Below are 24,953 nucleotides of genomic sequence, written 5' to 3'. Positions count from 1 at the left end.
GGTATTTATTATTTGAAGAAAATAAGGGATTGTCTTCTTTATATATAGATTGACCATAATCTCGAATAAAAAATAATTCTGGGTCATCCAAAATTATCAAAAAAGTATTAAAGTACTATGCAACAAGTTGCAAAAACTATTGGGACGCAGCATGACAAGTTACGCCAATTTATTAAAACCATTACATTTAGGCTTTACCACCATTAAAAACCGTGTGGTGATGGGATCCATGCATACGGGACTTGAAGACCGTTTTTTTAACTACCCAAAACTGGCAGCTTATTTTGAAGAGCGTGCAAAAGGCGGGGTTGGCCTGATTGTGACAGGTGGTATTTCTCCGAACCGTCAGGGATGGTTGGCACCTGCGGGTGGAACCATGAACAGTCTCTTTGATGTTCCTCAGCACCGTTTGGTAACCCATGCTGTTCATAAACATGGCTCTAAAATCTTAATGCAGATTTTGCACGCTGGCCGATATGGCTATCAACCGTTTGTTGTGTCTTCAACAGCCATTAAATCTCCAATTTCGCCATTTAAACCACGTCAGCTTTCTGAAAAAAATATTCTCAGCACAATTGAAGATTATGCTCAGTGCGCTGACATTGCCAAAAAAGCAGGCTATGACGGTGTCGAAATTATGGGCTCGGAAGGTTATTTAATTAACCAGTTTTTAAGTAGTCACGTGAACCAGCGTACTGACCGCTGGGGCGGTGGCATTGAAAACCGTATGCGTTTTCCGGTCGAGATTGTTAAAGCGATTCGTGCCAAAGTCGGCGAGAAATTTATTATTTGTTTCCGCTTGTCTTTACTGGATTTAGTTCATGACGGTAACACCATGCAAGAAGTGGTGACTGTTGCCAAAGCTCTAGAAAAGGCAGGTGTAACGTTATTAAATACAGGCATTGGTTGGCATGAAGCCCGTGTTCCGACCATTGTAACGTCTGTGCCTCGCGCAGCTTTTGTCGATTATACGGCTCATGTAAAACAACATATTTCTATTCCGATTATTGCGTCGAATCGTATTAACATGCCTGAAACTGCCGAAGAAATTTTGGCAACAGGTAAAGCAGATATGGTTCAAATGGCACGTCCATTATTGGCCGATGCTTTTTGGGTAAATAAAACAGCGACTAACCGCGTTGATGAAATTAATACCTGTATTGCTTGTAACCAAGCCTGTTTAGACCATGCTTTTAAAAATAAGCGTGTGTCTTGTTTAGTGAACCCACGTGCAGGCCATGAAACAGAACTGGTTTATTTAAAAACCAAGCAGCCTAAACGTATTGCTGTTGTAGGCGGTGGTGTAGCAGGTATGTCCGCGGCAACTGTTGCGGCAAGCCGTGGTCATGCAGTGACGCTATTTGAAGCAACTTCAGATGTGGGTGGTCAATTTAACTTTGCCAAAGTTGTGCCGGGTAAAGAAGAATTCCACGAAACGATTCGCTACTTCAAAGTACAACTCGAAAAAACAGGGGTGGATGTACGTTTAAATACTCGCGTGAATCGCGAGCAGCTTGAACGCGAAGGTTTTGATGAAGTAATTGTTGCAACAGGTGTAATTCCACGCGCATTAAAAATTGAAGGAAGCAATGCACCACAAGTTCTTTCTTATGCTCAAGTTTTAAAAGGGGCAGAAGTTGGGCAAAAAGTTGCAGTGATTGGTGCAGGCGGTATTGGTTTTGATGTATCTGAGTTTTTACTTAAACCTCCACATCAACCACAGCCTCAACCTTTAGCCGAGTGGCAACGTGAATGGGGTGTAGACCCAGATCCGAATTATGTTTCTGAAGGTGGTATGCAGCCACCAGTGGTTGAACCAGCAATACGCGAGATTTATTTACTACAACGTAAAACAACACCTCTCGGTATTGGCCTTGGCAAGACTTCAGGTTGGGTACACCGTGCACAGCTTAAAAAGCATGGTGTGCGTATGTTACGTGGTGTGCAATATAAAGCTGTCACTGATGAAGGGCTTTGGATTGAGCACAATGGTCAAGATCAGCTTTTACGCGTAGACACTATTGTAGTGTGTGCAGGTCAAGAGTCGGTAAAAGACTTGATGCCAAAAGAAGGTGAGTCGACTATAGCGAACTACCATATTATTGGTGGAGCAAAGCTCGCAGCAGAGCTAGATGCGAAGCGTGCGATCAAAGAAGGAGCAGAATTAGCTGCTCGATTGTAAAATTGATGAAACAATATGCACTTGAACACAAAGCAATGATATTTTTCTTGAATAAAATGAATAAGCTTTGTATTCTTACGCACATGGAAGCGTGGCAGAGCGGTTTAATGCACCGGTCTTGAAAACCGACGAGGGTGTGAGTCCTCCGTGAGTTCGAATCTCACCGCTTCCGCCAAATTCGAAAAGCCCCTGTTAAAAGCAGGGGCTTTTTTTATGTCTATATTTTCAATATTGATTAAATATAAATTGGTCAATATAAAACTTGAATATGGCTCTCTTCAGCAAATAGTTCTCTTTAATGAATCTGTAATTGTTAGAAGAAAGATCAAAAGAAAACCTTCTTCTACCTATGAGTGATTCACTAGATTATTTTGAACAATGAAATTATCTATATGTAGTTAATGTAAGAGAAGAAGGTCTAATGATGGATTAATGAATAATCGGATAATTTGTAACCTTTGTATTATTAAAAAATTAATATTATAAATAACTGCATTCATCATATTTTTAGCAGAATTTTTTAGTTTTATTTAATAATTATCTGATTTTAAGTCTAGTAATATCGAAAGAAATTTTAAAATTGATAATATAAATTTTATTTTTTCAAATTATAAAATATGCAGAGATTTGCCAATGCTACCAATAAAATATAAATGTTATATTTATTTTAGACTCTAGATCATTTGGTTTTTAAATTTTCCTTTATTTATTAGAATCTTGAACTGTGAAGATATATCAATTTTATTAAAAATCTGCTTTATAACTTTTATAGACTTATTTAATACTTAATGTTGTGAAGTTTTTACCTCCATGATCTAAAAGAGTTTTTAGAAGCAATATTATATTCAAAATGGTTATTTGCTTTAAAAAAACGTAATAACTATTTAGCTGTCAAAATATGTAAGTAATAGGATAAAAATGTTAGAAACTGATGTTTTAATTGTTGGAAGTGGTCCAGCTGGTTCTTCTGCTGCACTTATGTTAAGTAGTTATGGAATTAGAAATATCATAATAACTAAATATAGATGGCTGGCAAACAGCCCTCGTGCTCATTATATCAGTCAAAGAACTATGGAAATTGTTCGAGACTTGGGGATCTCAGATGAAGTAATCGCAAAAGCAGCACCAAAAGAAGTCATGGGAGATGTTGTTTATTGCACATCTTTAACGGGTGATGAAATTGGACGCTTTCCTTATGGAATGAATCATCCTGAAAGAATGTCAGAATATGCTAAAGCGAGTCCTTGTGAACAGTGCGATCTTCCTCAACACCTATTTGAACCTATTTTACTTTCAAATGCAGCATCACGAGGCAGTCATCCAAGATTTGATACGGAATACTTATCTCATGTACAAGATGAGGATGGCGTAACAGTCACTGTTTTAGATAGATTAACTAAACAAACATATTTAATCCGATGTAAGTATTTAATTGGAGCTGATGGTGCAAGTAGCCAAGTCGTAAAAGATTTAGATTTACCTATGGCAGGTAAAATGGGGAAAAGTGGCAGTATCAGTATTATTTTTAAAGCCGATTTAGCCAAATACGTCTCGCATCGACCTGGTTACCTGTGGTGGATTATACAACCCGGAGCAAACATTGGTGGGATTGGCCTAGGGTTGTTGCGGATGGTCAGACCTTGGAATGAATGGCAGATTGTTTGGGGGTATGACATTGAAAAAGAAGAGCCATCTCTTACCGATGATGAGGCGATTGCGATTTGCAAACAGCTTATTGGTGATAACGACATTGAAATAAACATAAGTAGTAAGTCGTTATGGACAGTAAATGAAATGTATGCAGAACAATACTCGAAAGGTCGAGTTTTCTGTATTGGCGATGCTGTCCATCGTCATCCTCCTTCGAATGGATTAGGTTCAAACTCATCTATACAAGACGCTTATAACTTATGTTGGAAATTAGCATTTGTATTAAATGGCAAAGCCGGTAGTGGTTTATTAGACAGTTTTAATGAAGAAAGAGCACCTGTTGGTGAGCGAATTGTTAAACGAGCAAATCAAAGTGTTAGAGAGTTCTCTACAATATTTTCTGCTTTAGAGTTAGATGGAAAGTACAGTACAGAGACGATGCAGGGAAGCATAAATGCCTTAAGCGAAGGTAATGAAAAAGGTGCTGTTAAACGCCGTGATTTAAGATCTGCAATTGAATATAAAGCTTATGAATTTGCTGCCTTAGGCGTAGAAACTAACGTAAGGTATCATTCATCTGCAATTGTTGGAGCAGAGTCTGCTATTGAAAATAAAATAGATTCTAGTAGAGATGAAGATCTTCATTATTATCCCTCATTTACCTCTGGTCATAAACTTCCTCATTTACCTCTGGTCATAAACTTCCTCATATATGGCTAGTCAAAAATCATAAAAAAATATCAACCTTAGACTTAATCGGAAATGGAAAGTTTACGCTTTTCTGTTGGCTACAAGGCGATAAATGGAAACTTGCTGTAGACAACCTGAATAAACAGCTTAACTTGGATATTAACGTTATACAGGTAGGTCCAAAAAGAGACGTTGAAGACTCTTATGGAGAACTTTCTCGCTCTTGGGGTAATGATGAAAATGCTTGCATAATGATCAGGCCAGACGGCTATATTGCTTGGCAAAGCAACAAAATTGAATCAGCGGACAATGAGTTGCACAAAGCCATATCATCAATACTTAGTTTGAATTAGAATTTCACTGCTTCACCAAATTCGAAAAGTCTCTGTTAAAAGCAGGGGCTTTTTTATTACTTAGCAATCCATATAAAAATTTGGATTGAGTTGGGTGGAATTAAGTTTCAGTTTAATTTTATATTTTGTAGTTAATTGCACTTTCATAATGGTCAATATCTTGTAATTGTTTGAAGAATTCTTTCGGGTCAACTGTTGCTGCTATATGTATAATTATGAGTAAAATGGCTACTTATAATATAAACCCCTTTGCATCACTAACTTGCAAAGTAAAATCGCCTGATATGTACCAAATTTAAATTAAGAGATATGGATAATTCATGAATTTAATAAAACCTAGTAGTAAGTTATTTCTTGCAATTTTTCTTATGATGAATCTTTCAAATACATATGCAGCAAAAATACAGGCTGTAGATGCTGAAGTACAAGAGAGTGCTGTAGATGTAATGGAAGCTGCTGGAGCAGAAGCTGTAGGTGGGCAAGAGGATATGTGCCGTGTTGACGAGGCATGTGATGTTGCATCTGCTGTTTCTGAGGATGAAATGTACGGTGGCATTCAACAAGAATATGTCGTAAAAGGCTGTAAGGTAACAATCTACAACGATGGGCCTGTGAAAATGGTCAATGTAAAGACGGATCAACCATGTGATGCTCCACTTCCTAAAGACCATAAATTTTCTAGATAGACTCTGTGAGCCTATAAATTATTTTGAGTGCCTTTAAAAAGTTTTAGTACTTGGCAACTCATATGGAAATTTGGATTGAGTTAAGCAGATTGAGATTTCAGCTTAACTTTATATTTCATCGTGTCTTAGGCATGAATCTTCATTTTCTACTATTTAATCTTTAGCATGTTGTTTTTTCTCAAAATCATGAACCATTCGAATACGCTCTTCAGTTGCAGGATGAGAGGATAAAGTATCAAGAACAGCTGTAGATAATTTATTAGCTGAAGATTCTTCTTGAGAAGTTGGTAGGTTGGACTGATTTTTTTTATCAATACCTTCTTCTGTTGTATCGCTTAAACGTTGTAAGAAATTTGCGAAGTGCGAGACTTCTATATGCTTCCTATCCATCAGCTGTAAAGCATATAGATCGGCTTCTGACTCAAATTTACGTGAGTAATTTGCACCTATCATAGCAGCAGGTAATGACGTAAATAAGTCTGAATTATCTCCGGTCATTGCAATGTATAATATACTTAAGCCTAAACTAGTTAACCCTTGTTGCAAACTATGGCGATAAACCAAATGGCCTTGTTCATGGGCTAATACGCCTAAGATTTCCTGATTAGTATGGGCCATTTTGATCAGTTCATCTGTGACGATAATTGTATTATTGGGTAGCGCTACAGCATTTGCCCCTAAATGATCGCCTTTACGGAAGACTAATTTGGCTGGTCTGTTTTCAGCAACAGTATTCAAATATTGTTTAGTAATTTGGTCTTTTTGAGTTTGTGCTAATTGGCTGGGTGCAGTCCAATTATTTAATACATAATTCTCGGCTTCATCACCTAGTTTCTTTAAAGTATTCTCAGGTAATTGAAAAGCAAGATAATGGGATGTGGCTGGAACACCCCATTTCACTAGAATGATCGCAAAAGTAATCACAAAAATTACACTAAAAAGAATAAGATTCGGAGAGCGTTCAAGTTTCCAAATCGAATGTTGAACCTTTTTAGTTGTGTAATTAAACCATTCTGGTAATGCACTATGAAATTCAATCCGTGCATCATCAGATAATTCAATCACTGGGTGTAACTGTCCCAGCGCACCAATCAATTTCATATCAGTATATTGATAATGACGTTGTTGTTCTAATTGCTCACCATACCGAATGAGAACTTCAGATTTAGATTGAGCTGAAATCTGAGCATGGTGAGGTTTAGACACTATGCCATCATAGAAAATGATATCTACTGCTTGGGACATAAATAAGTAAACTCAGATTATTATAGAGAGATGTCAATATCAAAAATGTCACTGATTTCTTCAGCTAAAGCACTTTGTTCTTGCTGAGCGAGATTCATCATTTGATCTGGATCATCTAATAAAATTAAACTCATCGATTCAATCTGATATTTGTGAATACGAACTGCAGCCCAAGCAGACATTAAACCTATGGTTAAGATTTTTACAATCCAGTTTGAAGCTACAATCCATGCAAAACGCCATTGATTACAGTCTGTTTTAAATTGACTGTTTCCAACTGTAGTATTGTTCCATGTCGTAATAAAAATACGTGCAGCAATTAATGGATAAATAAATAATCCAATAAATGCATATACCATAACTATTCCGAAGACTGCAACGTTCGGTGAGAACCCAGCAATTGTTCCTGCCATGGCAAAGTAAATGATTGAAAAAATAGCAATTATACCAATAGCAATAAAAACTGGTATATAAACTGCAGCCATATATGCAGACCATTTTGCGTTTAATTTAAAATTTAATTGTCCAGCATATAAGTTGTTTAGATAATATTTTTTATATAGCCAAATAGCTACAGGTGTAAAAATTCCTAATGTGAAAATATATACCAATATACTCAAAAGAAAGACTTTATAAGATTCTTTTATGGTTCCACCAAAATAAAAACGTGCGTTGCCGAACTTACTATTTCTTGCAGTAAAACGCAAAGTAGCGCGAATTAGCCAAGGTATTGCTGTATATAATGCAACTAGTCCAACCACAGTCGCAATCATTGAATACTGTGATGAAATTGCAAATACGGCGTAAATTCCTAATGCAATTAAACGTCCAATCAAAATCTTGGTTGGAATGCCTGTAAAATCAAAGCGACGTTCAAAAAATTCTGTATTGCCATAGAAATAGCGTAAGCGACGAACTTTAGCCCACGGTGCATATAAGCTTAAAGTAATAATAGTTAAAAGAATATTAACGATCCAGATTCCAAAATATTCTGAAGCTTTACCATGAAACTTAAAATGATAAATTCCTGATTGAGAAATTGGTGGGGACGTAATATTTTGATCCTCATTCAAATCTTGAGGAGATGAGGGTAAAGCTTGTTCTTGCATTTTATTCTCTTTATTGAAACTAAATGATCTTGATTGAATGTAATAGATAATTAGAAAGCTATTGAGAATATTATATATTTTTTATAAATAGAAAGAAATAGAATGAAAAGCAAACAACTATTTTTACTATTATATTCTTATTGAGTTGTTCGGAGCAGAAAGCAGATCGAGAGAAGTATAAATAATAGGTTTAAAGGCATATTGGTGAATTATTGCGATTTCTAACTGAAACTTTCTACTTCATTCATTTCATCATTTAGCATTTTATATTCTAGTCTTACCTGTCGAAACTAATATATCTATATAAATTTCAATACCGTTATAAACCCTTCTTTAACAATAACTCACTCATTATTTATCCTTACTTTTTAATGATCTATTTTAAAGCAAATGTCGTTTTGTGTGCTTGACTGCAATAGGGTAGAGCACTATCCTTTGCCTGCTGGCCACATTGCCAGCCGGCTTTGACAGGCTGATTCAAACGAGCACTAAAGGTTTTTACTTTTGGTGTGTGCACCCTCGTGCCCCCTCTGCGGTGGAACGGGAGGGGGACACCTTTGGGTGTGCTGGCCTCGTTTGACCAGTCTGTCAACCTTCTTCCGTTCTGCCACCATAATTTTAATGTTTTGGCAGAACTCCCAATAAAAAGGAGTTGGCTTTGCACATTCATTATTTCTTGGCAGCCTTTGTCAAAAGCTATAACGACACAACTTAAACTTTTAGAGCAGTTTGAAAGCCAATAGGGTTTTTCAGACTTTAACTCGTCTTAACTAAAAACTTAATCAACAATAAAACTTGAGATGTGCCAAGCACAGTCTTTAGGGGCTTTGCTATGCCTTTTTTTCTCCCAAAAAACGGCAGTGGTTTTTATATCTCATTTATATACAACAAGAATTTATTTTATAACGGTAAAACTATGCCACATTCAGATCTCCCATCTCGTGCTTTAAGTGTGCTTCACACTTCCCGATATCTGTTTAACAACTATGGCTTTCACAATGTCTGGGTAGACCGAATTATTGAGTCAGCGAAAATCCCCAAAGCGACTTTTTATAATTACTTTCATTCAAAAGAAAGGTTAATTCAAATGAGTTTAACCTTTCAAAAAGATGGGCTAAAACATGAGGTACTTTCAATCATTCATGATCAAAAAGAATTAACCCTAGTTGAAAAACTGCGTAAGCTTTACTTTTTACATGCCGATTTAGACGGACTTTATCATTTACCTTTTAAAGCTATTTTTGAAATTGCGAAAACACATCCAAAGGTCTATCAGGTGGTCGTTGAATATCGAAACTGGTTTATTAATGAAATCTATAATTTGCTTTTAACCACCAACACAAATGCTTCAAAACAAGATGCTCACATGTTTTTGTTTGTGATTGATGGAGCAATGGTTCAGCTTTTAGATCCAAACAAGCCAGATGAAAGAGAGAAGTTGTTGGATTATTTTTCAAACTGTTTGTCTAGTATGAATGAATAACTTATATGGCAAAATGAATAGATTACTTGGATTAAGGATATTACCTATAAATCTTAAGCACAATATTAAAAGCCGAAGTTAAATTTTATTTAAATTGCTTAAGTTATTGATTTGTTGTGTGTTAATAGGTTGAAAGATTATAGAATTATATATGTTTATAGTGTTATTTAATCTTATAGTTAGTGAAAATATACAATCTCAATGATTTATTTTATGAGTTTTAATAACTATAATTTAAAAAATTTATTTAATAGCAATGATATCATTATGTCAAAATTAGAAGTAAAAGCTGAAAACCATAAAATTTTTGTTTTTAAAAAAATATTTGAGTTTGATTCAGCAAAGCAACAAGCTGAAAAGAAGAAGGTTAATGCTTTTGGAATGTTAGCAAAATTTAATTTTTTAAAACGTCCTACGGAAGAAACAGTACACTTAAAAAATCATATATTACGTTATGAACCATTTTGGTTTGTCTCAAGCGAACGTAACCTTAATTACGATTGTGTTGTGACTTATTCTATTCCTGTACATAATCCACATGCGAAGCAAATTCAGGTTTATGAAGACCCTGAACAAAAAAATTATCCTGTTACACGCCAGCAGGATAAAGGAAAAGTAGAATTACAAATGAAGGAAGTCTGTAGCCGAAAAATAGAGTTCTCAAATTATTTTGATGGTCTACAGCGTGAACTCAAATCATCTCATTTAGCTGAATATATTAAAAAATTTGAACTTTCCGAAGTAGATAAAGTCGAATTTGAGAATGTACTTCAACCATTACTTTCTCTTGATTCTATTACTAGCATTGTCAGATCGGAACTACAAAATCAAAAAGTTCATGCGACTAATATTATTGAAGATTCAGAGGAAATAACCCAACTGTACCTATATTTTCGTCCAGTTTATGCATTTGAATATATTTGGTCTAATGCAGATAAAATTGGTGTTATTGAAGTTGATGGGCTTACTGGAGAAGTTATTGAACAAGGAAGTTGGTTCCGGAATACTTTTGATCAAGCTTTTACTAAAGAAAATTTAGTAGAACTTTCGGCGGAGTTAGCTAGTACGGTTGTTCCTGGTGGAGGTACTTTGGTAAAAGTCGCTTCCAAGGCTATTCCTCTTTAATATAGTTTATAGCCGTCCGATTCTTCTAGCCAAACTTATAGTTTGGCTTTCTATTTTTAGAATTTAACTTCGATTTATTGGGATTCATCTAAATCGCGTTCGCGGCATGATAATTCATAGTAATTACCTTTGGGTAATAAAGTGATTTTAAATCCATAGTAAGTTCTATCTTGTTCTATAGGAGAGATTTTGCATTGATTGGTTTTTGCAAATTGTTTAATCAATTTCAAATTAGAGGTTTGTTTAAATACTGCTCCCCAACCTTCACTAACACAGCAGCCCACATATTCAGACATGTATTCATCTGAGATTAATACAACATTTTGCCCCATAAATTGATAAGGCTTTTTCAGTTTGTATATATCATTATAATCAGCTCTTGAAATATTTGCTTTTTTTGCTATAAAGCCTTGTTTTTTTAGTATTTCAAACTTTAAAAAGTCATTAGTGCCAGTGCCAAGTCCACGGTAAATTGAACTATTGTCTTCAGCAAAACTATATGAGCTAAGAATACTTACTAAACTTAAAAATAATATTTTTTTCATTTTAACTTTCAGATGTTATATGAGGTAGCAATTTTTTCATGTCCTCTTGATAATGTAAAGTAAGTTACTGTTTTTGATTGCTTCTCTTCACTAAAGTTAGTTGTAAATATTTTGTTGTTAAAATTTAAGGTCAGTTTTAGATTTAAATAAAGCAAGTGAGAAGATACTAATATAAACAAAACATGAAATACCTTAAATTGAGACAGACTTGTCATTCTGTTAGACTTGTTTAATTAATAATAAGGTTTGCATCATAATGTTGAACAATATCTTTAGTATTTTGGAAAAAATAGGATTTGGCGCTCAAAAACGTGCGATTAGTATCCAGTTTTCAAATACTGAGCTTAATTCACAGATTATGTTGCAACGTATTGATGGTTATCATGGCATTAATGATGGACTATCGGCAGAGCTTATTTGCTTATCTACAAATCCATATATTGAATTAAAACAGTTTATTGGATGTCAGGTTGCAGTTGATCAAGTAACAGATGCAGGTCAGCTTTTTAGAACTACGGGTATTGTCACTGGTGCTAGCCAAGGTCAAAGCGATGGCGCTTTTAGTTTATATCGCTTGACTATGCAGGATGCTACAAGCTTATGGCATAAACGACGTAACAGTCGTGTGTTTATGAATAAAAGCATTGTGGATATTATCGAAGTCATCTTTAAGGAATGGCAGAATAAAAGTCCGTTGTTTGCGTCAAGTTTACTGTTAGATACGAGTGGTTTAACAAAAACGTATGATGTACGTCCATTTTCTATGCAGTCGAATGAAAGTGATTATGCATATTTAACTCGAATAATGCGTGAAGAATCGATTAATTGGCTTGTGGATGAGGCGAGTTATCTTGTAGCAAGTAATAGCCAGAACATTGAGGCACAAAAACTACGTTTAATTGATGATAATGGTCAGTTTCAATCGCTCGAACGCAGATCCATTCGTTATCACCGTTCAAATGCGACTGAACAATATGACAGCATCACTAGTTTTATTGCTCAGCGACAGTTACAACCAACTGCTATCCATGTACAACGTTGGCAAGCTGACAGTCTAAGTCAAGAAGATGCTAGTGGTTCAGTGGTCAGCTCACATCAACACAGTGCTCAGCGAGAAAATGAAAGCTTAAGTTTAGAACAGGCGTGGAATATATCTCCTGCTTGGATAAGCGATCTTAAAGGAGAGGATCAAGCCACCGCTTCAAGTAATTCTCAGTTAGAAAAACTGAATATGCACTTAAACCAATATCAGGCATTACAAGCCAAGTATTTTACTGCGCATAGTAGTGTACGAGATACTCAAGTCGGTTATTGGTTCCAATTGATTGACTATCCAGAGTTAGAAAAAAATCATAGTCAGCAAGATAGGGAGTTTTTGATCCTTAATAAGTACTTTTATAATCAAAATAACCTACCTAAAGATATTCAAGACCAAGTAGAGAAACTATTGACCTTAAGTCACTGGCAAAACAGTAAAGACAGTGAACAAGAGCGTCAGGCCAATGAATTTGTAGTTGTTCGTAGAAATATTAACGTTGTCCCTGAATATGATCCATTGAAGCATCGCCCTGTTGCTCATGTCCAACGTGCCAAGGTAGTCAGTGATGGTGAAGAAATTCATGTGGATGAATGGGGGCGAATAAAAGTCAGATTCCTATTTACGCGTACAGATGACCATGCCCATGATGGTGGTGCGGGGGCTAATAATAGTGATACAGATTCGGCTTGGGTAGACGTCCTCACTCCTTGGGCTGGTGAAGGTTACGGAGCACGTTTTTTACCTCGTAAAGATGAAATCGTAGTAATTGATTTCTTTGATGGCAACATTGATCGACCATTTGTAACGGGACGCATCCATGAGGCGCAGCGTTCTCCAACGAAGTTCGATATTAAAGGACAATTACCTGACACAAAAAAACTGAGTGGTATTCGTTCGAAAGAAGTCGGAGGTATGGGCTATAACCAACTTCGCTTTGACGACACAACTGGCCAAATTAGTGCTCAGCTACATAGTAGTCATGGTGCTACACAGCTTAACTTAGGGAATTTAAGTTATCCTAAAGAAACTGCGACGAGTGAGGGGCGTGGTGAGGGATTTGAATTAAGAACAGATCGTGCAGGTGCAATTCGAAGTAAAGGATTGTATATCTCAACATTTGTTCAGAGTAATGCAACGGATATACATTTAGAGGCAAAAGAAGCGGTTCAAAACTTCACGGAAAGTTTAGAAAGTATGAAAGCTTTATCTGAGTATGCCGTGAAACAGAAAGCAGAAGCTGCTGACATGCTTGAAAATATTGATCAGTATATTAAAACGATTGAATCTCAGTGGTCTGACTTAAAAGCGACTAAAGAAGCTTTGATGTTACTTGCCTCTCCAGATAGTATTTCTTTAGTTTCTGGAAAGAATATACATATTAATGCTTTGGATAGCGTAACAGTTGGCAGTGGGCAATCCATTAATGTCAGTACTGATGAACATCTAATTTTAAATGCTAAGAAAAAAGTAAGCCTGTTTGCAGGTGAGGAAGATTTAAAAATTTATGCAGCAAAAGGGAAGTTTGATCTGCAATCGCAAGATAATGTATTAGATGTTTCTGCAAGACTCGATGTAAAAATAACATCCTCTGAAGGTAAAGTAGAAATCCATAGTCCAACGGAAATTGTATTTAAAGCAAAAGATAGTGCTCTAAAAATTAATGGTGATGGCGTCACGGTCATTACACCAAATAAGTTTACTGCGAAAGCAGGTCAACATCTCTTTACAACAGGTGCAAGTGAAAGCCCAACGCTTCCGATCTTTCCAAATAATATTTGTTGGGAATGTCTTGCTCGACGCGCAGCACAACGTGGAGCTTTCATCAATAAAGGAGATGGAATGTAAATGATAGATAATCAAAGTCTCCAGTACTTATTTAAAACGTTTGAAAGATATCCGCTTGATCAAATTGGATTAAATATTTATGCAATCGCTGATGCAGCCCAAGATAAAAAGTTTTTAAAGGTTTTAGAGCATTTACGTCAAAAATGTCTACTTAAAGAAGCTAGTGGTGAAAAAGCTAAAGAGATTTCTCCACATTTAATTCAGCTACCTAAAAACTTTACATCACTTGAATGGGAGTGGATTGAAAGTAATATTGCTGGCACACCCAAAATGACAATTATTATTACGCCTTTAACTTTTGATTATCTATATAAGCACTTAAGAAATTTTTTAGATGTTGAATTTGACGGTGGTCTAGAAATGATGTTGGCATTTTGGGATCCCGCTATCTTAGCGACATTAGTTGGGCACAAAGCTGATAAAACTTTATATGTACAAGGCCCTGTATTTAATCCCCAGCAAATTGAAGCTTTACTAAAACCTGTTCAAAGCTGGTGGTATTGGGATCGATTAAGCAATCTGCAAAGTATATTTGGATTAAATGAGCGTGTTGAAGTACTGCCATCAATCGAAAAGCCTTTACATTTCACGGTGGAACAAGAAGAAATGATGGTCGAGGCTACTTTTCCTGACAATCTAATTTATTACCTTAAACTCAATAACTCATTTTTGGTTGATAAAATTGATGATGAGTCATTATATGAATTTGTAATTGAAAGTATCCCTGAAGCAAGAGATCACTATTTATCTGGTACTCGCGATATTTTAAATTTTATCTGCCTAAAATTGATGTACGGAGTCCAGTTTGAGTCAGATGATAACCTACAGCATTTGTTAAATAATTTGAAAGATAGAAAGCTAACAATGGATCAGATTATGAATAGTTTGATGTCTAAAGCTGGGTAATCACTTTTTTTAATTATGATTAATATGGCTTTAGTGAGAGTAAGTCAATATGAATTTAAAATGGAGAGAAATAATGAAATATAAAATGCTATTTATTTTACTTGTTATACCAGTAATTTTAACAGGTTGTAATTGGATGTATGGACAAATTTAAGTGATGGTAGTGAGCTTATGAATATTCATTTGTATATTTGTAGCCTGTTTATACATTAGAAACTACCACATCTAATAATTGAGTAAGTTCAGCTATAAAAGGTCCAAGATAGCAAGGAGAAATGAGGAAATACCATGAGTCTTAAAAAGTTTTTACTCTTACCAATAAGTTTAGCATTTAGTGCTGCAGGTTGTGCTGGTATTGGCCCAAACGCAACATATTATATGGGGACAACATCTGTTAATTATAATCCGTCATATAATACTTATGATGTGAAACTAAATAATCATATTATCGGTGGAGCACTAGGCTCGATGAATACTTCGCCAGTGATACTAGGTTTACAGAATGTAACTTGGAAAGATGCTAAAACTGGTGAATTACATACAGCGAAAAATCAAGTTTTTTTAAAAAAGAATGACGTTAAGGATATGAAATATCTTGTTGTCCATCTATACCCAGATGACACTATTGAAATAATTACATCTCTTAATTGGCCAAACCCAACTGAAAAGGGTTTAAAGTGGCAAGAAAGAATAAAAAAGAATGGGGCTAAATAATGTTTAAAAAAACAGTTATCAAACGAACTGTAGAAACTAATAGTGATGTTCCAAACACTTCACCTGTGGCAAAACAAGATTGTTCAGATGTCGTTCATATTTCTGTCTTTTTTGATGGGACAGGTAATAATAAAGATGCTGATGAAGAACTAAAGAAATGGTCAAATCCTGCAAGGCTATGGAAAACTGCTGATCAATATGCTCAAGAAAGTGAAAGTAACGGGATTAGAACAAATTACTCAATATATGTATCAGGTGTAGGAACGCGTTTTAATGGCCAGTTAAATATTTTCCAACGAGCACTTGCTATGATCCAAGATCATAGTGGTTTGGGACTTGGTGTAGGATCAGGCGGTACTCGGCGGCTCGATTATGGTGAAGATCAACTTAATGATGCTTTAAAACAAGTCATGATTATGAATGCGAAAAAAGCAGAAATAGATACGAGTAAATATGCTAGCGAAAAAAAAGTTTATAGTTTTGCTGAAGTAGAGAAAAGTTTAAGTCAACATCGTCTCATCAAAAAAATTAATATTTCTACGTTTGGCTTTTCACGTGGTGCTGCTTTAGCACGTGCTTTTACCAATCAGTTTATGTGGCAGTGTGAATCTGATTGCAATGGCTTGACTTATGGCACTGGAAAATATCCTATCGAATTTAAATTTATGGGGATATTTGATACTGTTGCCTCTTTTGGCTTACCTGCGACTAACTTAAATAATAATTTAACTTTTGAAGGCCGGGATATGGTCATTGATCAACGGGTAAAAATGTGTGTTCATCATATTGCAGGAAATGAACAGCGTTTTGCCTTTCCAGTTGATTTAATTCATAAAGAAAATGGTGAAATTGCGAACCCTAACTGGAAAGAAATTGTCTATCCGGGTATGCATTCGGATGTTGGGGGAGGTTATGCTCCGGGAAGTCAAAATGTAAATGATAACTATGCTCGCATTCCGCTGAAGGATATGTTGGAGGAAGCAGTAAATGCGGGTGTTCGTATGTTTGACTATAATCAATTAAAAGAAAAATACGGGGCTTTATTTGTTGAGCAGTTTGAAATTCAAGATAAAACCCTACATTTATATAATGCCGTGAAAGCAGAAATGCAATCTAGTGGAAAAATTCAAGATCAAATTATTGCCACAATGAAAGTCTATTATGCAGCTTACGGGGCTTTAGCTGAAAAGAAAATTATTTCTGTAAGTCAGCAAGCGCGTAATGACAATAAAATTCGTGAATATATTCCCATTGGTCCATCAGATATGGCAACTGAGATTAGTCGTTTAGAAAAACTACAGAAACTCACTGCTCCCAATACAACAGGGGGAATTAATATCTTTAGATTATTGTCACCTGTTTCGAAAGCTTACGAGTTTTATTTGGGTATTGATGATTGGGAGTTTGCAAGTTGGAGAAAAGGAGCAAGCCCAGAAATTATGGACTTTTATCAGAATTATATACATGACTCCAAATATGGTTTTATCAGTAATGCGGAACCATTCAGTTACTTCCGACAAAGAACAGTTTATGAATCGCGTCGTAGTGGAAAAGGTGAAGAAGTTGATAAAAAAGTTGCTGAAGATAAAGCTGTATGCAGTGTAGGTAGTCAAGAGGTTAAGCAAGAACAGCTTTTTGATCAATATCAACAAGTCCAGCAGGGCTTAAAAGCAGCTAGTTAGGTCAATAAGAGTCAGATAACAGTCTAAGAACTTTCCCATCCTTGAAAAATTAAGACTTATATTTGTAGAGTCCTGTGGTATTTATAATAGCAGGAGAGCTAGAGCAACTAGTTCTCCTACTTAATTGATTTTACTTCTTTTGCTTAAAACGATATTTACACTTTAGACAGCGATAATCCTGAAAGATATTTTTATCGATCATTACGCCTGCTTTTTTACCAAAAATATTGCCAACTACACCGCCAGTAATACCTGCGCTAATTGCACCGACAAAAGTTCCTACAGTTCCGCCAACAATCACACCTAAAGGGCCAGCAATCGTACCAATCGCTGCACCAACAGAAGCTCCAGTTGCAGCACCACCTACTGTGCCTGCTGTTGTACCAGCAGCTGTCAGTAAAACACCGCCAGTTGTTCTAAGTAATTTGTCATGGTCACGTGCTTCAATTTCTGTAGATCCACACTTAGGACATTGCAGAGCTTTTTCCATAAAATTTCCTGTCTTTCATCATTGAGTGACACAGTTGACGGTGCTAAATCAGTAAAGTGGGTAAAGAACCTGTCTTTCGATGAAGTGTCTTTTTCCTATTGAGTGATTGTAACGATAACTGGTCTGCTTTGATTTTAGCTGAACATTGACACAAATATTTATAGATCATGTAAACACTTGTACTTTAATAATTATCTCATTAAATACCGATGTTTAGAATGACTAAGGCTTACATATCAATGTGTCTAGCAGCGAAAAATTTAATAATGATGAATAAAATGTGAATGGTTTTTTTGAGTAGATTTTTTGAAGTTATTTAAGAGGACAAGCTATTTAATGATAAAAGGCTTATCCTGTTTGAATAAGCCTTTTTTGAAGATTAGAGTGATTTTTTCCAACTCAAAAATTTATATAATCCAAACATGAATGCAATCCAAATTGGAATTAAAATAACTGATTTTTCAAAGCCTTGAGTCCACATGATATATAAAATCATGCCAATAAAAATCAAAACGATATAGTTACTTAAAGGTGAAAATAGTGCAGGGAATTTGACAACTTTACCTTCAAGTTTCATGGCACGTTTAAACTTCAAATGAGTAAAGCTAATGATTGCCCAGTTTAAAACTAAAGCTGCTACAGCCATGTACATGAGATAGCTTAAAGCTTCTTCTGGGATAAAATAGTTCAGTAACACGCAACCAAAAATCAGAATAGAAGAGAAAATAACAGCAGGTGTAGGAACCCCTTGTTTGCTGACTTTTGTAAAAACTTTAGATGCGTGGCCTTGTACTGCTAAGCCGTACAACATGCGACTGTTTGCGTACATACCGCTGTTATAAACAGACAGTGCAGCCGTTAAAATAATAAAGTTAAGCAAATGCGCTGCCCAGCCAATCCCAAGCTGACTAAAAATCATCACAAATGGACTTTTATCTAAACCACCAAGGTCAAGCTGATTCCACGGAATGAGCGACATGATGATAGCAAGTGAAGCCACATAGAAAACTAAGATTCGAAAGATGACTTGGTTAATGGCTTGTGGAATACTTTTTTCAGGATTTTCGGCTTCAGCAGCAGTCATCCCAATCAGTTCAATACCGCCAAAGGCAAACATTAAAAAGGCGAGCATATAAAACAGGCCAGAGAATCCATGCGGGAAAAATCCGCCATGCTGCCATAGGTTTGAAAAGCTAGCGATAGAGTCACTACCTGCGGTGAGCAATAAATATAAGCCAAACACGATCATGGCAATGACCGCCGCGACTTTAATAATGGCTAACCAAAACTCAGATTCACCATAAAATTTAACGTTGCCTAAGTTCAAGCATGTGACTAAAACAAAGAAAAATAAGGCTGATATCCAAGCAGGAATATGAGGCCACCAGTAATGCACATATTTAGCAACTGCTGTCAGCTCGGTCATTGCGACCAAAATATAGACCACCCAATAGTTCCAGCCCGATAAAAAACCGGGGAATCTTCCCCAGTATTTTTGTGCAAAGTAACTAAAGGAACCGACCACAGGTTCTTCTACGATCATTTCACCCATTTGGCGCATAATTAAAAATGCGACCAAACCGACAATGGCATAACCTAAAATAATAGAAGGACCAGCAGACTGGATGACTTGTGCAGAGCCTAAAAATAAACCTGTCCCGACAGCACCACCCATAGCGATTAGCTGGATGTGGCGATTTTTAAGTCCGCGTTTTAATTGGGAAGATGAGTTGCTCAAAATATATGCGCTGAATAAAAAAGCTGATGCTATTGTAATAGATTGGCTAGGGATAACCTAATTTGAAAAGGATTTTACTCAGTTAAATAAAAAAGGATTCGTACAAAGCTATACGGATCCTTTTTAGAAAAACGATGTTTTTATAAATTAGAAAGACACCATTTTGCCCGGGTTAATCATTGCGCCGATGCCATACATACTTTTTGCGAGTGGAATAACAACGGGAGCAAGGGTACGACCAAACATAATATTTTGATGGTCAATTTTAGATAACATTTCAAAGTCATTAGATTGCCCAATAAAGTCATTTGCAATCGCTTTACCAATGCGTACCGTCTGTGCAACGCCGTGACCACTCCAGCCGTGAACAGCATAAATCGGGAATTTATTGCCAAACTTACGGCTATCGACTGCACCATTTACAGTTAAATCAGTCGTTCCACTCCAGACAAAATCCATCTCTAGATTTTTAATTTGAGGGAAAACCGTATGAATTCGATGTTCTAGATAATTTAAAGTTTTCTCTGGTCCCCAACATGTTCCTGTGCCTTGGCCACCAAACAGTAAACGGTTGTTAAACACAGGACGGTAGTAATCAATTTGGAACTGAGTGTCATAAACGGGATGCCCAAATGGCAAAAGCTCTTTTGTATCAAGCTCTAGTGGGGCAGTCGTCGCAACATAGGTATAAAACGGAATAGTAGTATTGCTTTGCTCTGATAAAAGTTTAAATGAAGCATGGTGTACTGCTAACACCACAGACTTTTTAGCTTTTACGACAGCATTTGCTGTTTGAACATAAATACCATCTGCTTTTTCTTCTATTGAAATGACTTCTGTTTGTTCATAAACAGTACCGCCATTTTGGCAAAAGCCATAAATTAAGCCACGGTTCAAAGCTAAAGGATGGATTTGTCCGCCTAACTCATCAATTAAACCACCTGTGTAATAATCAGACTTAATAAAGTCCATGAGTTCATGCTTACCTACAATGCGCGTATGGTCTTCACCTAAATATTTTCGTGCATCGGCGCCTTGTGTTAAACCAACTAAATGTCCTTCATGAACGGCGGCGGTAATGTGACCGTATTTTCGATCAAAGTTGAGCTGGTATTTTTCTGAGATGTCATCAATAAGTTGCATGGCTTCTGTAGAAGTAAAATGCCAGAGCTTTTTGGCATCTTCATAGCTTAAGCGATCGGCCATTTCTTGAGCTTCCCAGCGAGCTAAACCTGGGGTAAGTTGTCCGCCATTTCTGCCGGAAGCTGCACTACCAATGCGATTTTTTTCTAATAAAACGGTATCTACGCCTTGTTCAGCTAAATGTAATGCACTTGATGAACCTAATAAACCACCGCCAATAACCACCACATCGCATTCAATATCAGCTTGTAAACTGTCAAATGTATGCCAATCAGAAAGCGAGCTTTCATAGTAGTTTGCTGGGTTATCTACCGATGTGCCTTCTACAGTGGTTGAGTCAAATTTTGCATGTTTTGGATTTAACCAGCTCCACTCTTTGCCCACTTGTAGAGATTTACTTGGTTTATATTGCACGTCTTTTAAAAGTTGAGGTTTAGAAATAATATTCATGACGAAGTTCCTTAAAAATTAATAAGCATTACTAATCGCAATACTTTGTTTTTTAATCGTTTTATAGATAAATAAAAGAATGCCTAGCGATAACCAGAAACATCCGAAAGTGAGTGAAGATGAATCAAGGTTAAGCCACAGGCAAATAATGCTGATGACGGATAAAAGCGGTAAAAAGAGGTTTAGAAATTTATTTTTAAACCCTGAGCGCTGTTTATCTTTAATATAAAATTTCATAAAAACTGAGAAATTTACGGCTGTAAAAGCGACTAGCGCACCAAAGCTGATCAGGCTTACGACTTGTGCTAGATCTAGAAAAACCGCAGACATTGAAATAAGACCAACAAATAAAACCGAAAAAAATGGTGTACCTAAGGAGATGTGAATTGTCCCAAAATACTTTTTAGGAAAAATATTATCGGTGCCCATTATATACAGTAAACGCGAAGCGCTGGCATGAGAGGCAAGACCAGAGGCGACAGTGTTCATAATTTGTCCGCATAAGAATACGGATTGGAAGAATGCACCACCGACATAAAGCACAATTTCAGGCAGTGCTTCAGTAGGGTGCTGAAAGCGTAGATTATTTGGAAAATAAAGCTGAATAAACCAAGCGGCTGTAAAGAAAATAAGTCCACCAGCGAGAGTTGTTAACATGACTGCTCGGGGAATATTTTTAGTGGGTTGTTTGGTTTCATTTGAGAGCGTGGTAACAGCATCAAAGCCTAAAAATGAAAAGCACAAAACTGAGGCACCAGCAACGAGCGGTAGTATAGATTGGTGCTCATGCCAGAGTGGAGCTAACGTAAGCACATGCTCATAACCTTGAGTCGAGCCAATACCCTGAATCACTAAATAAACAAAAATGACCATGAGTATGATGGGTGCAAATACAAACACGAGGCTTAAATTGGCGAGTAACCGAATGCGGAAACAATTCACTAAAGTGACTAGGCCCGCCGACACAAACACCCAAAACCAATAAGGAAGACTTGGAATAAGGGCTGTGAGATAAATTGCGGCTAGCAAAACATTAATGAGGGGTAATAACAGATAGTCGAGTAGGGAACACCAACCGACAAAAAAGCCACTTTTAGGCCCTAAACTTTCAGCGGTATAGCTATATGCCGAGCCTGATTTTTCTGAATTTTTGCTGAATCTTGCATAGCTCCAAGCGGTGAGTAACATGGCACCAAGTGCGACTAAATATGCGAGTGGCACATGTCCATTGGTAATGCCAGAGACAATACCGAAAGTATCAAACACCGTCATGGGAGTCATGTAGGCAATACCGATAATTGTGACTTGCCAAAGAGACAGTTTTTTTAAGGAAGACGTTTTATTTTCCATGTCATTTCAACCTCAAATTTCGTTGTTTTGCTTTTCATCCGGAAAAGCGATGCTATTTTTGAGCCAAAACTTCCCCTAGACCTGAATAAACAAGTCTGTTTGAAGAAAGTTTGTACAAAAGCTAGGGGCTATTTCGCTTTGGTGATGCCCTAAAGCAAAGTCAAATATTTATATCTGTGACTTCGCTTTAGATCACGACCAGTTGAAAAGATTGACACGGTCGTGACAGAACCTGCTGTGGGCTTTGGCCTTTAAATAATGTGCCTGTTCTGATGGTGATGTCATTTGAAGTAATCACACGACAGGAATCGTTGATCACGATTGCTTTTTGTTTGATATTTTTAAGTTTCGGCATCAGTAGTTTTTCGAGTGCTGAAACTAAAATGTCGGTGGCAATTACACCGATAAATTGATCACGAATCATGACCGGATGGGCAAGGGTGATGGTATATGCACCATTGCAGATATAGTCGACATATGGTCCATGGATGCACGGACTTTTATTTTGAGCAGGTTTATGGAACCATTCAAAAGAGCGAAAATCTAAAAAGCGCTGAGCATTTTGATAGTTTTCAAGTTTGGCTTGTTGTAACTGATCTTCCTTTTTATACCACCATTCAAGTGTCCAATAATCTTGTTCTTCTTGGGTTGCAGGGCTATAACTTGCAAAGCCGATACCTTGACTGTAATGGCTTTCCTGTAAGGCCTTTTTAATTTCCTTTTGCAAAGCTGAACGTTCTGAACCTGAAAGCTTAATGTCTTTTGTTTTTTCAGGTTCATGTTTTGAGAGTATTTTGCTCGCTTTAGCTGCCAGTTTTTCTGTAATGGCTGTCGTTTCCTCAACCACCGTCTTTAACAAATTTTGAAGCTCTTCTATATCTAAATGTTGGGTCATTCCTATAACTCCTAAAATTCCATATTTCTCACTCGATATTTGATAAGTGCTCTGTTTTATTATTTTTATTCGATAGATAACTTATATCGAAGCATTTGATCCGTTAGCATCGAAATAATTTTTCGTGCTTGAATAACAGCATCATCTTCATTGGCTTGAACAAAAGATGATAAAAGTTGGTGATATTGAGCTACGACCAGTTGATGGAATTGATCATCTTGGTAAAGCACAGCAATGAGCGGTGCCCATTCGGCTTGTATAGTTAACTCTTGATTTGCTAGACGAGCTGATTGAGCAAAAGAGGTGAGGGTCAGCAAACAACGTAAATCAAGTTGGGCACGCGTGTCTGCTTCAACGGCCTGTTCAAATTGTTCAATCAGCTCTTTGATTTTGTTCAGTTCATATTCAGTGGTTCTTTGTGCTGCCAAATATGCACCGTGGCTTAAAATTGCACTATGAAACTCGCCTAAATCAGCTAGATATTCGTTGGAAGCTTGACGTAGAGGATGCTTGTTTAAGAGTAAATCGGAAGGTAACTCACAAACAAAGCTTCCGCCGTTTCGCCCGCGTCGTGTATCAATCAGACCCTTTACGCGTAAAGTATTTAAAGCTTCACGAACGGTAATGGGTGACACTCCCATTAAGCGAGCTAGATCCGCCTCGTTAGGAAGTTGTTCATTGCTTTTAAGCAATCCAGAGATAATTGCATTTTCCAAGCGTTCCACAACTTGTTCCGATCGAGTTGCCTGAGCGATAGGTGCAAAAATTATCGTATATGCTGACATGGCGAATTCTCTAAAAGCTAAGTCAGTGACTTAGCTTAATGAAACGGATAAATGATTAAAACACGCCATATTGATGGACTGCCTGTTCATCTTCAGGCACGGCTGGTATTGCATCCCAAAGTTCAACAATTTTGCCGTTATCTACACGCCACAGTTCAAAATAAGCATGTCGATTTCCAGCAATATTTCCTTCGGAATGTGTCAATACAAATTGACCATCAGCAATGGAGCGATGAGTTTTGGAGTATACCAAACCTTGTCCTTCATTACGGATATTGTTCAAAAAATCAATGACGGCTTTAACTCCATCGCCAATATCTGGGCTATGTTGAATGAACTGATCGTTGTGGGTGTATTCTTTAAATGCTTCGTAATTGCCATCAATTAATGACTTCTTAAAGAAAGAGGTCACAATCTCACGATTTTTCTCCGAATCATGAGGAGTCACGATTTCGGTTGGGCCGTCTAATTGGGTTCTACCACTCACATTCGGCGCAGCTTCTGCTACAAGACCATCCCAATGTTCCACAATTTTGCCATCTTTCACTCGGTAAATATCAAAACCAACCAATGGGTTTTCATCTAATCCCTGAAAGCGGCCATGAATTGCGACCAAGTCGCCATCTGCAAGTACACGTACAGCTTCATGCTGCATGTCGGGACAGTCTTCTACCAGTTGGCGAAGGCCTGAAAGACCATTTGCAACGAGTGGTGAGTGCTCTATAAAGTCTTCAGAAAAATAACGGTCCAGAGCAGTGGTGTCGTGCAAATTAAATAGCTCGTGATGGGCTTTGCTCACCAAGTCTTTCATTTGTTGTTTATTCATTTTGATCTCCTTTCAAAGTTCA

20 protein-coding genes and 1 tRNA gene are annotated in these 24,953 nt (G+C 36.8%); 11 read left to right on the top strand and 10 right to left on the bottom strand.

Features of this window, described 5'->3' with window-relative positions:
• Positions 1–151: 151 nt before the first annotated feature.
• From AOLE_RS14000 to AOLE_RS13985, 5 genes are all read left to right on the top strand, one after another.
• On the top strand, positions 152–2,182 hold the full coding sequence (locus AOLE_RS14000; RefSeq protein ID WP_013198573.1) for an NADPH-dependent 2,4-dienoyl-CoA reductase: 2,031 nt from the start codon (positions 152–154) through the stop codon (positions 2,180–2,182).
• A gap of 85 nt (positions 2,183–2,267) precedes the next feature.
• A tRNA-Ser gene (locus AOLE_RS13995) sits at positions 2,268–2,357 on the top strand.
• Between the two features lie 743 nt (positions 2,358–3,100).
• Positions 3,101–4,552: an FAD-dependent oxidoreductase gene (locus AOLE_RS13990; RefSeq protein WP_013198571.1), complete on the top strand. Its 1,452-nt coding sequence runs from the start codon at positions 3,101–3,103 to the stop codon at positions 4,550–4,552.
• Entirely contained in the window at positions 4,543–4,875 is a 333-nt protein-coding gene (locus tag AOLE_RS20920) for an aromatic-ring hydroxylase C-terminal domain-containing protein (protein WP_449682632.1), read from the top strand. The genes AOLE_RS13990 and AOLE_RS20920 overlap by 10 nt, the downstream gene beginning before the upstream one ends.
• Positions 4,876–5,243: 368 nt before the next feature.
• On the top strand, positions 5,244–5,561 hold the full coding sequence (locus tag AOLE_RS13985) for a hypothetical protein (protein ID WP_081399348.1): 318 nt from the start codon (positions 5,244–5,246) through the stop codon (positions 5,559–5,561).
• 153 nt (positions 5,562–5,714) lie between these two features.
• On the opposite strand, the gene AOLE_RS13980 is transcribed toward AOLE_RS13985, so the two are convergent.
• A complete protein-coding gene (locus tag AOLE_RS13980) occupies positions 5,715–6,806 on the bottom strand; it encodes a M48 family metallopeptidase (protein ID WP_013198570.1) in 1,092 nt (363 codons plus the stop codon).
• A 20-nt stretch (positions 6,807–6,826) separates the two neighbouring features.
• On the bottom strand, positions 6,827–7,915 hold the full coding sequence (locus AOLE_RS13975; RefSeq protein ID WP_013198569.1) for a YjgN family protein: 1,089 nt from the start codon (positions 7,913–7,915) through the stop codon (positions 6,827–6,829).
• A 916-nt stretch (positions 7,916–8,831) separates the two neighbouring features.
• On the opposite strand from AOLE_RS13975, the gene AOLE_RS13965 reads away from it, so the two are divergent.
• Together AOLE_RS13965 and AOLE_RS13960 are read left to right on the top strand one after the other, a co-directional pair.
• A complete protein-coding gene (locus AOLE_RS13965) occupies positions 8,832–9,398 on the top strand; it encodes a TetR/AcrR family transcriptional regulator (protein ID WP_013198567.1) in 567 nt (188 codons plus the stop codon).
• A 201-nt stretch (positions 9,399–9,599) separates the two neighbouring features.
• Positions 9,600–10,523, top strand: coding sequence for a hypothetical protein (locus tag AOLE_RS13960; protein ID WP_005303516.1), 924 nt, complete (start codon positions 9,600–9,602; stop codon positions 10,521–10,523).
• A 74-nt stretch (positions 10,524–10,597) separates the two neighbouring features.
• Here AOLE_RS13960 and AOLE_RS13955 read toward each other — a convergent pair whose 3' ends face one another.
• Positions 10,598–11,068: a hypothetical protein gene (locus tag AOLE_RS13955; RefSeq protein ID WP_013198565.1), complete on the bottom strand. Its 471-nt coding sequence runs from the start codon at positions 11,066–11,068 to the stop codon at positions 10,598–10,600.
• 256 nt (positions 11,069–11,324) lie between these two features.
• On the opposite strand from AOLE_RS13955, the gene AOLE_RS13950 reads away from it, so the two are divergent.
• The 4 genes from AOLE_RS13950 (at position 11,325) to AOLE_RS13935 (ending at position 17,254) form a co-directional block, all read left to right on the top strand.
• Positions 11,325–13,952: a type VI secretion system Vgr family protein gene (locus AOLE_RS13950; protein WP_013198564.1), complete on the top strand. Its 2,628-nt coding sequence runs from the start codon at positions 11,325–11,327 to the stop codon at positions 13,950–13,952.
• Positions 13,953–14,858 carry a DUF4123 domain-containing protein gene (locus tag AOLE_RS13945; RefSeq protein ID WP_013198563.1) on the top strand — a complete coding sequence of 302 codons (906 nt, stop codon included), beginning with the start codon at positions 13,953–13,955 and terminating at the stop codon, positions 14,856–14,858.
• A gap of 288 nt (positions 14,859–15,146) precedes the next feature.
• Positions 15,147–15,572 carry a hypothetical protein gene (locus AOLE_RS13940; protein WP_013198562.1) on the top strand — a complete coding sequence of 142 codons (426 nt, stop codon included), beginning with the start codon at positions 15,147–15,149 and terminating at the stop codon, positions 15,570–15,572.
• On the top strand, positions 15,572–17,254 hold the full coding sequence (locus tag AOLE_RS13935; RefSeq protein ID WP_013198561.1) for a T6SS phospholipase effector Tle1-like catalytic domain-containing protein: 1,683 nt from the start codon (positions 15,572–15,574) through the stop codon (positions 17,252–17,254). The genes AOLE_RS13940 and AOLE_RS13935 overlap by 1 nt, the downstream gene beginning before the upstream one ends.
• 130 nt (positions 17,255–17,384) lie before the next feature.
• Here AOLE_RS13935 and AOLE_RS13930 read toward each other — a convergent pair whose 3' ends face one another.
• The 7 genes from AOLE_RS13930 to AOLE_RS13900 form a co-directional block, all read right to left on the bottom strand.
• Positions 17,385–17,744 (bottom strand): C1 domain-containing protein, encoded by a 360-nt coding sequence (locus AOLE_RS13930; protein WP_005303542.1) that lies wholly within the window; start codon positions 17,742–17,744, stop codon positions 17,385–17,387.
• A gap of 379 nt (positions 17,745–18,123) precedes the next feature.
• Positions 18,124–19,482, bottom strand: a complete 1,359-nt coding sequence (locus tag AOLE_RS13925; RefSeq protein ID WP_081399183.1) for an amino acid permease — start codon at positions 19,480–19,482, stop codon at positions 18,124–18,126.
• A gap of 147 nt (positions 19,483–19,629) precedes the next feature.
• The gene (locus AOLE_RS13920) at positions 19,630–21,075 is read right to left on the bottom strand and encodes an NAD(P)/FAD-dependent oxidoreductase (protein WP_013198559.1); all 1,446 of its coding nucleotides are present in this window, start codon (positions 21,073–21,075) and stop codon (positions 19,630–19,632) included.
• Positions 21,076–21,093: 18 nt separating this feature from the next.
• Positions 21,094–22,425, bottom strand: a complete 1,332-nt coding sequence (locus AOLE_RS13915; RefSeq protein WP_013198558.1) for an APC family permease — start codon at positions 22,423–22,425, stop codon at positions 21,094–21,096.
• A gap of 187 nt (positions 22,426–22,612) precedes the next feature.
• Positions 22,613–23,320, bottom strand: a complete 708-nt coding sequence (locus AOLE_RS13910; protein ID WP_013198557.1) for a cache domain-containing protein — start codon at positions 23,318–23,320, stop codon at positions 22,613–22,615.
• A gap of 65 nt (positions 23,321–23,385) precedes the next feature.
• A complete protein-coding gene (locus AOLE_RS13905; RefSeq protein WP_005303556.1) occupies positions 23,386–24,105 on the bottom strand; it encodes a FadR/GntR family transcriptional regulator in 720 nt (239 codons plus the stop codon).
• A 55-nt stretch (positions 24,106–24,160) separates the two neighbouring features.
• Entirely contained in the window at positions 24,161–24,931 is a 771-nt protein-coding gene (locus tag AOLE_RS13900; RefSeq protein ID WP_013198556.1) for a nuclear transport factor 2 family protein, read from the bottom strand.
• Between the last annotated feature and the right edge of the window lie 22 nt (positions 24,932–24,953).

The organism is Acinetobacter oleivorans DR1 (genome assembly GCF_000196795.1).
Taxonomy (GTDB): domain Bacteria; phylum Pseudomonadota; class Gammaproteobacteria; order Pseudomonadales; family Moraxellaceae; genus Acinetobacter; species Acinetobacter oleivorans.
Note: the sequence above shows the minus strand (reverse complement) of the source record. Positions and strands in the feature narration are given on the sequence as shown.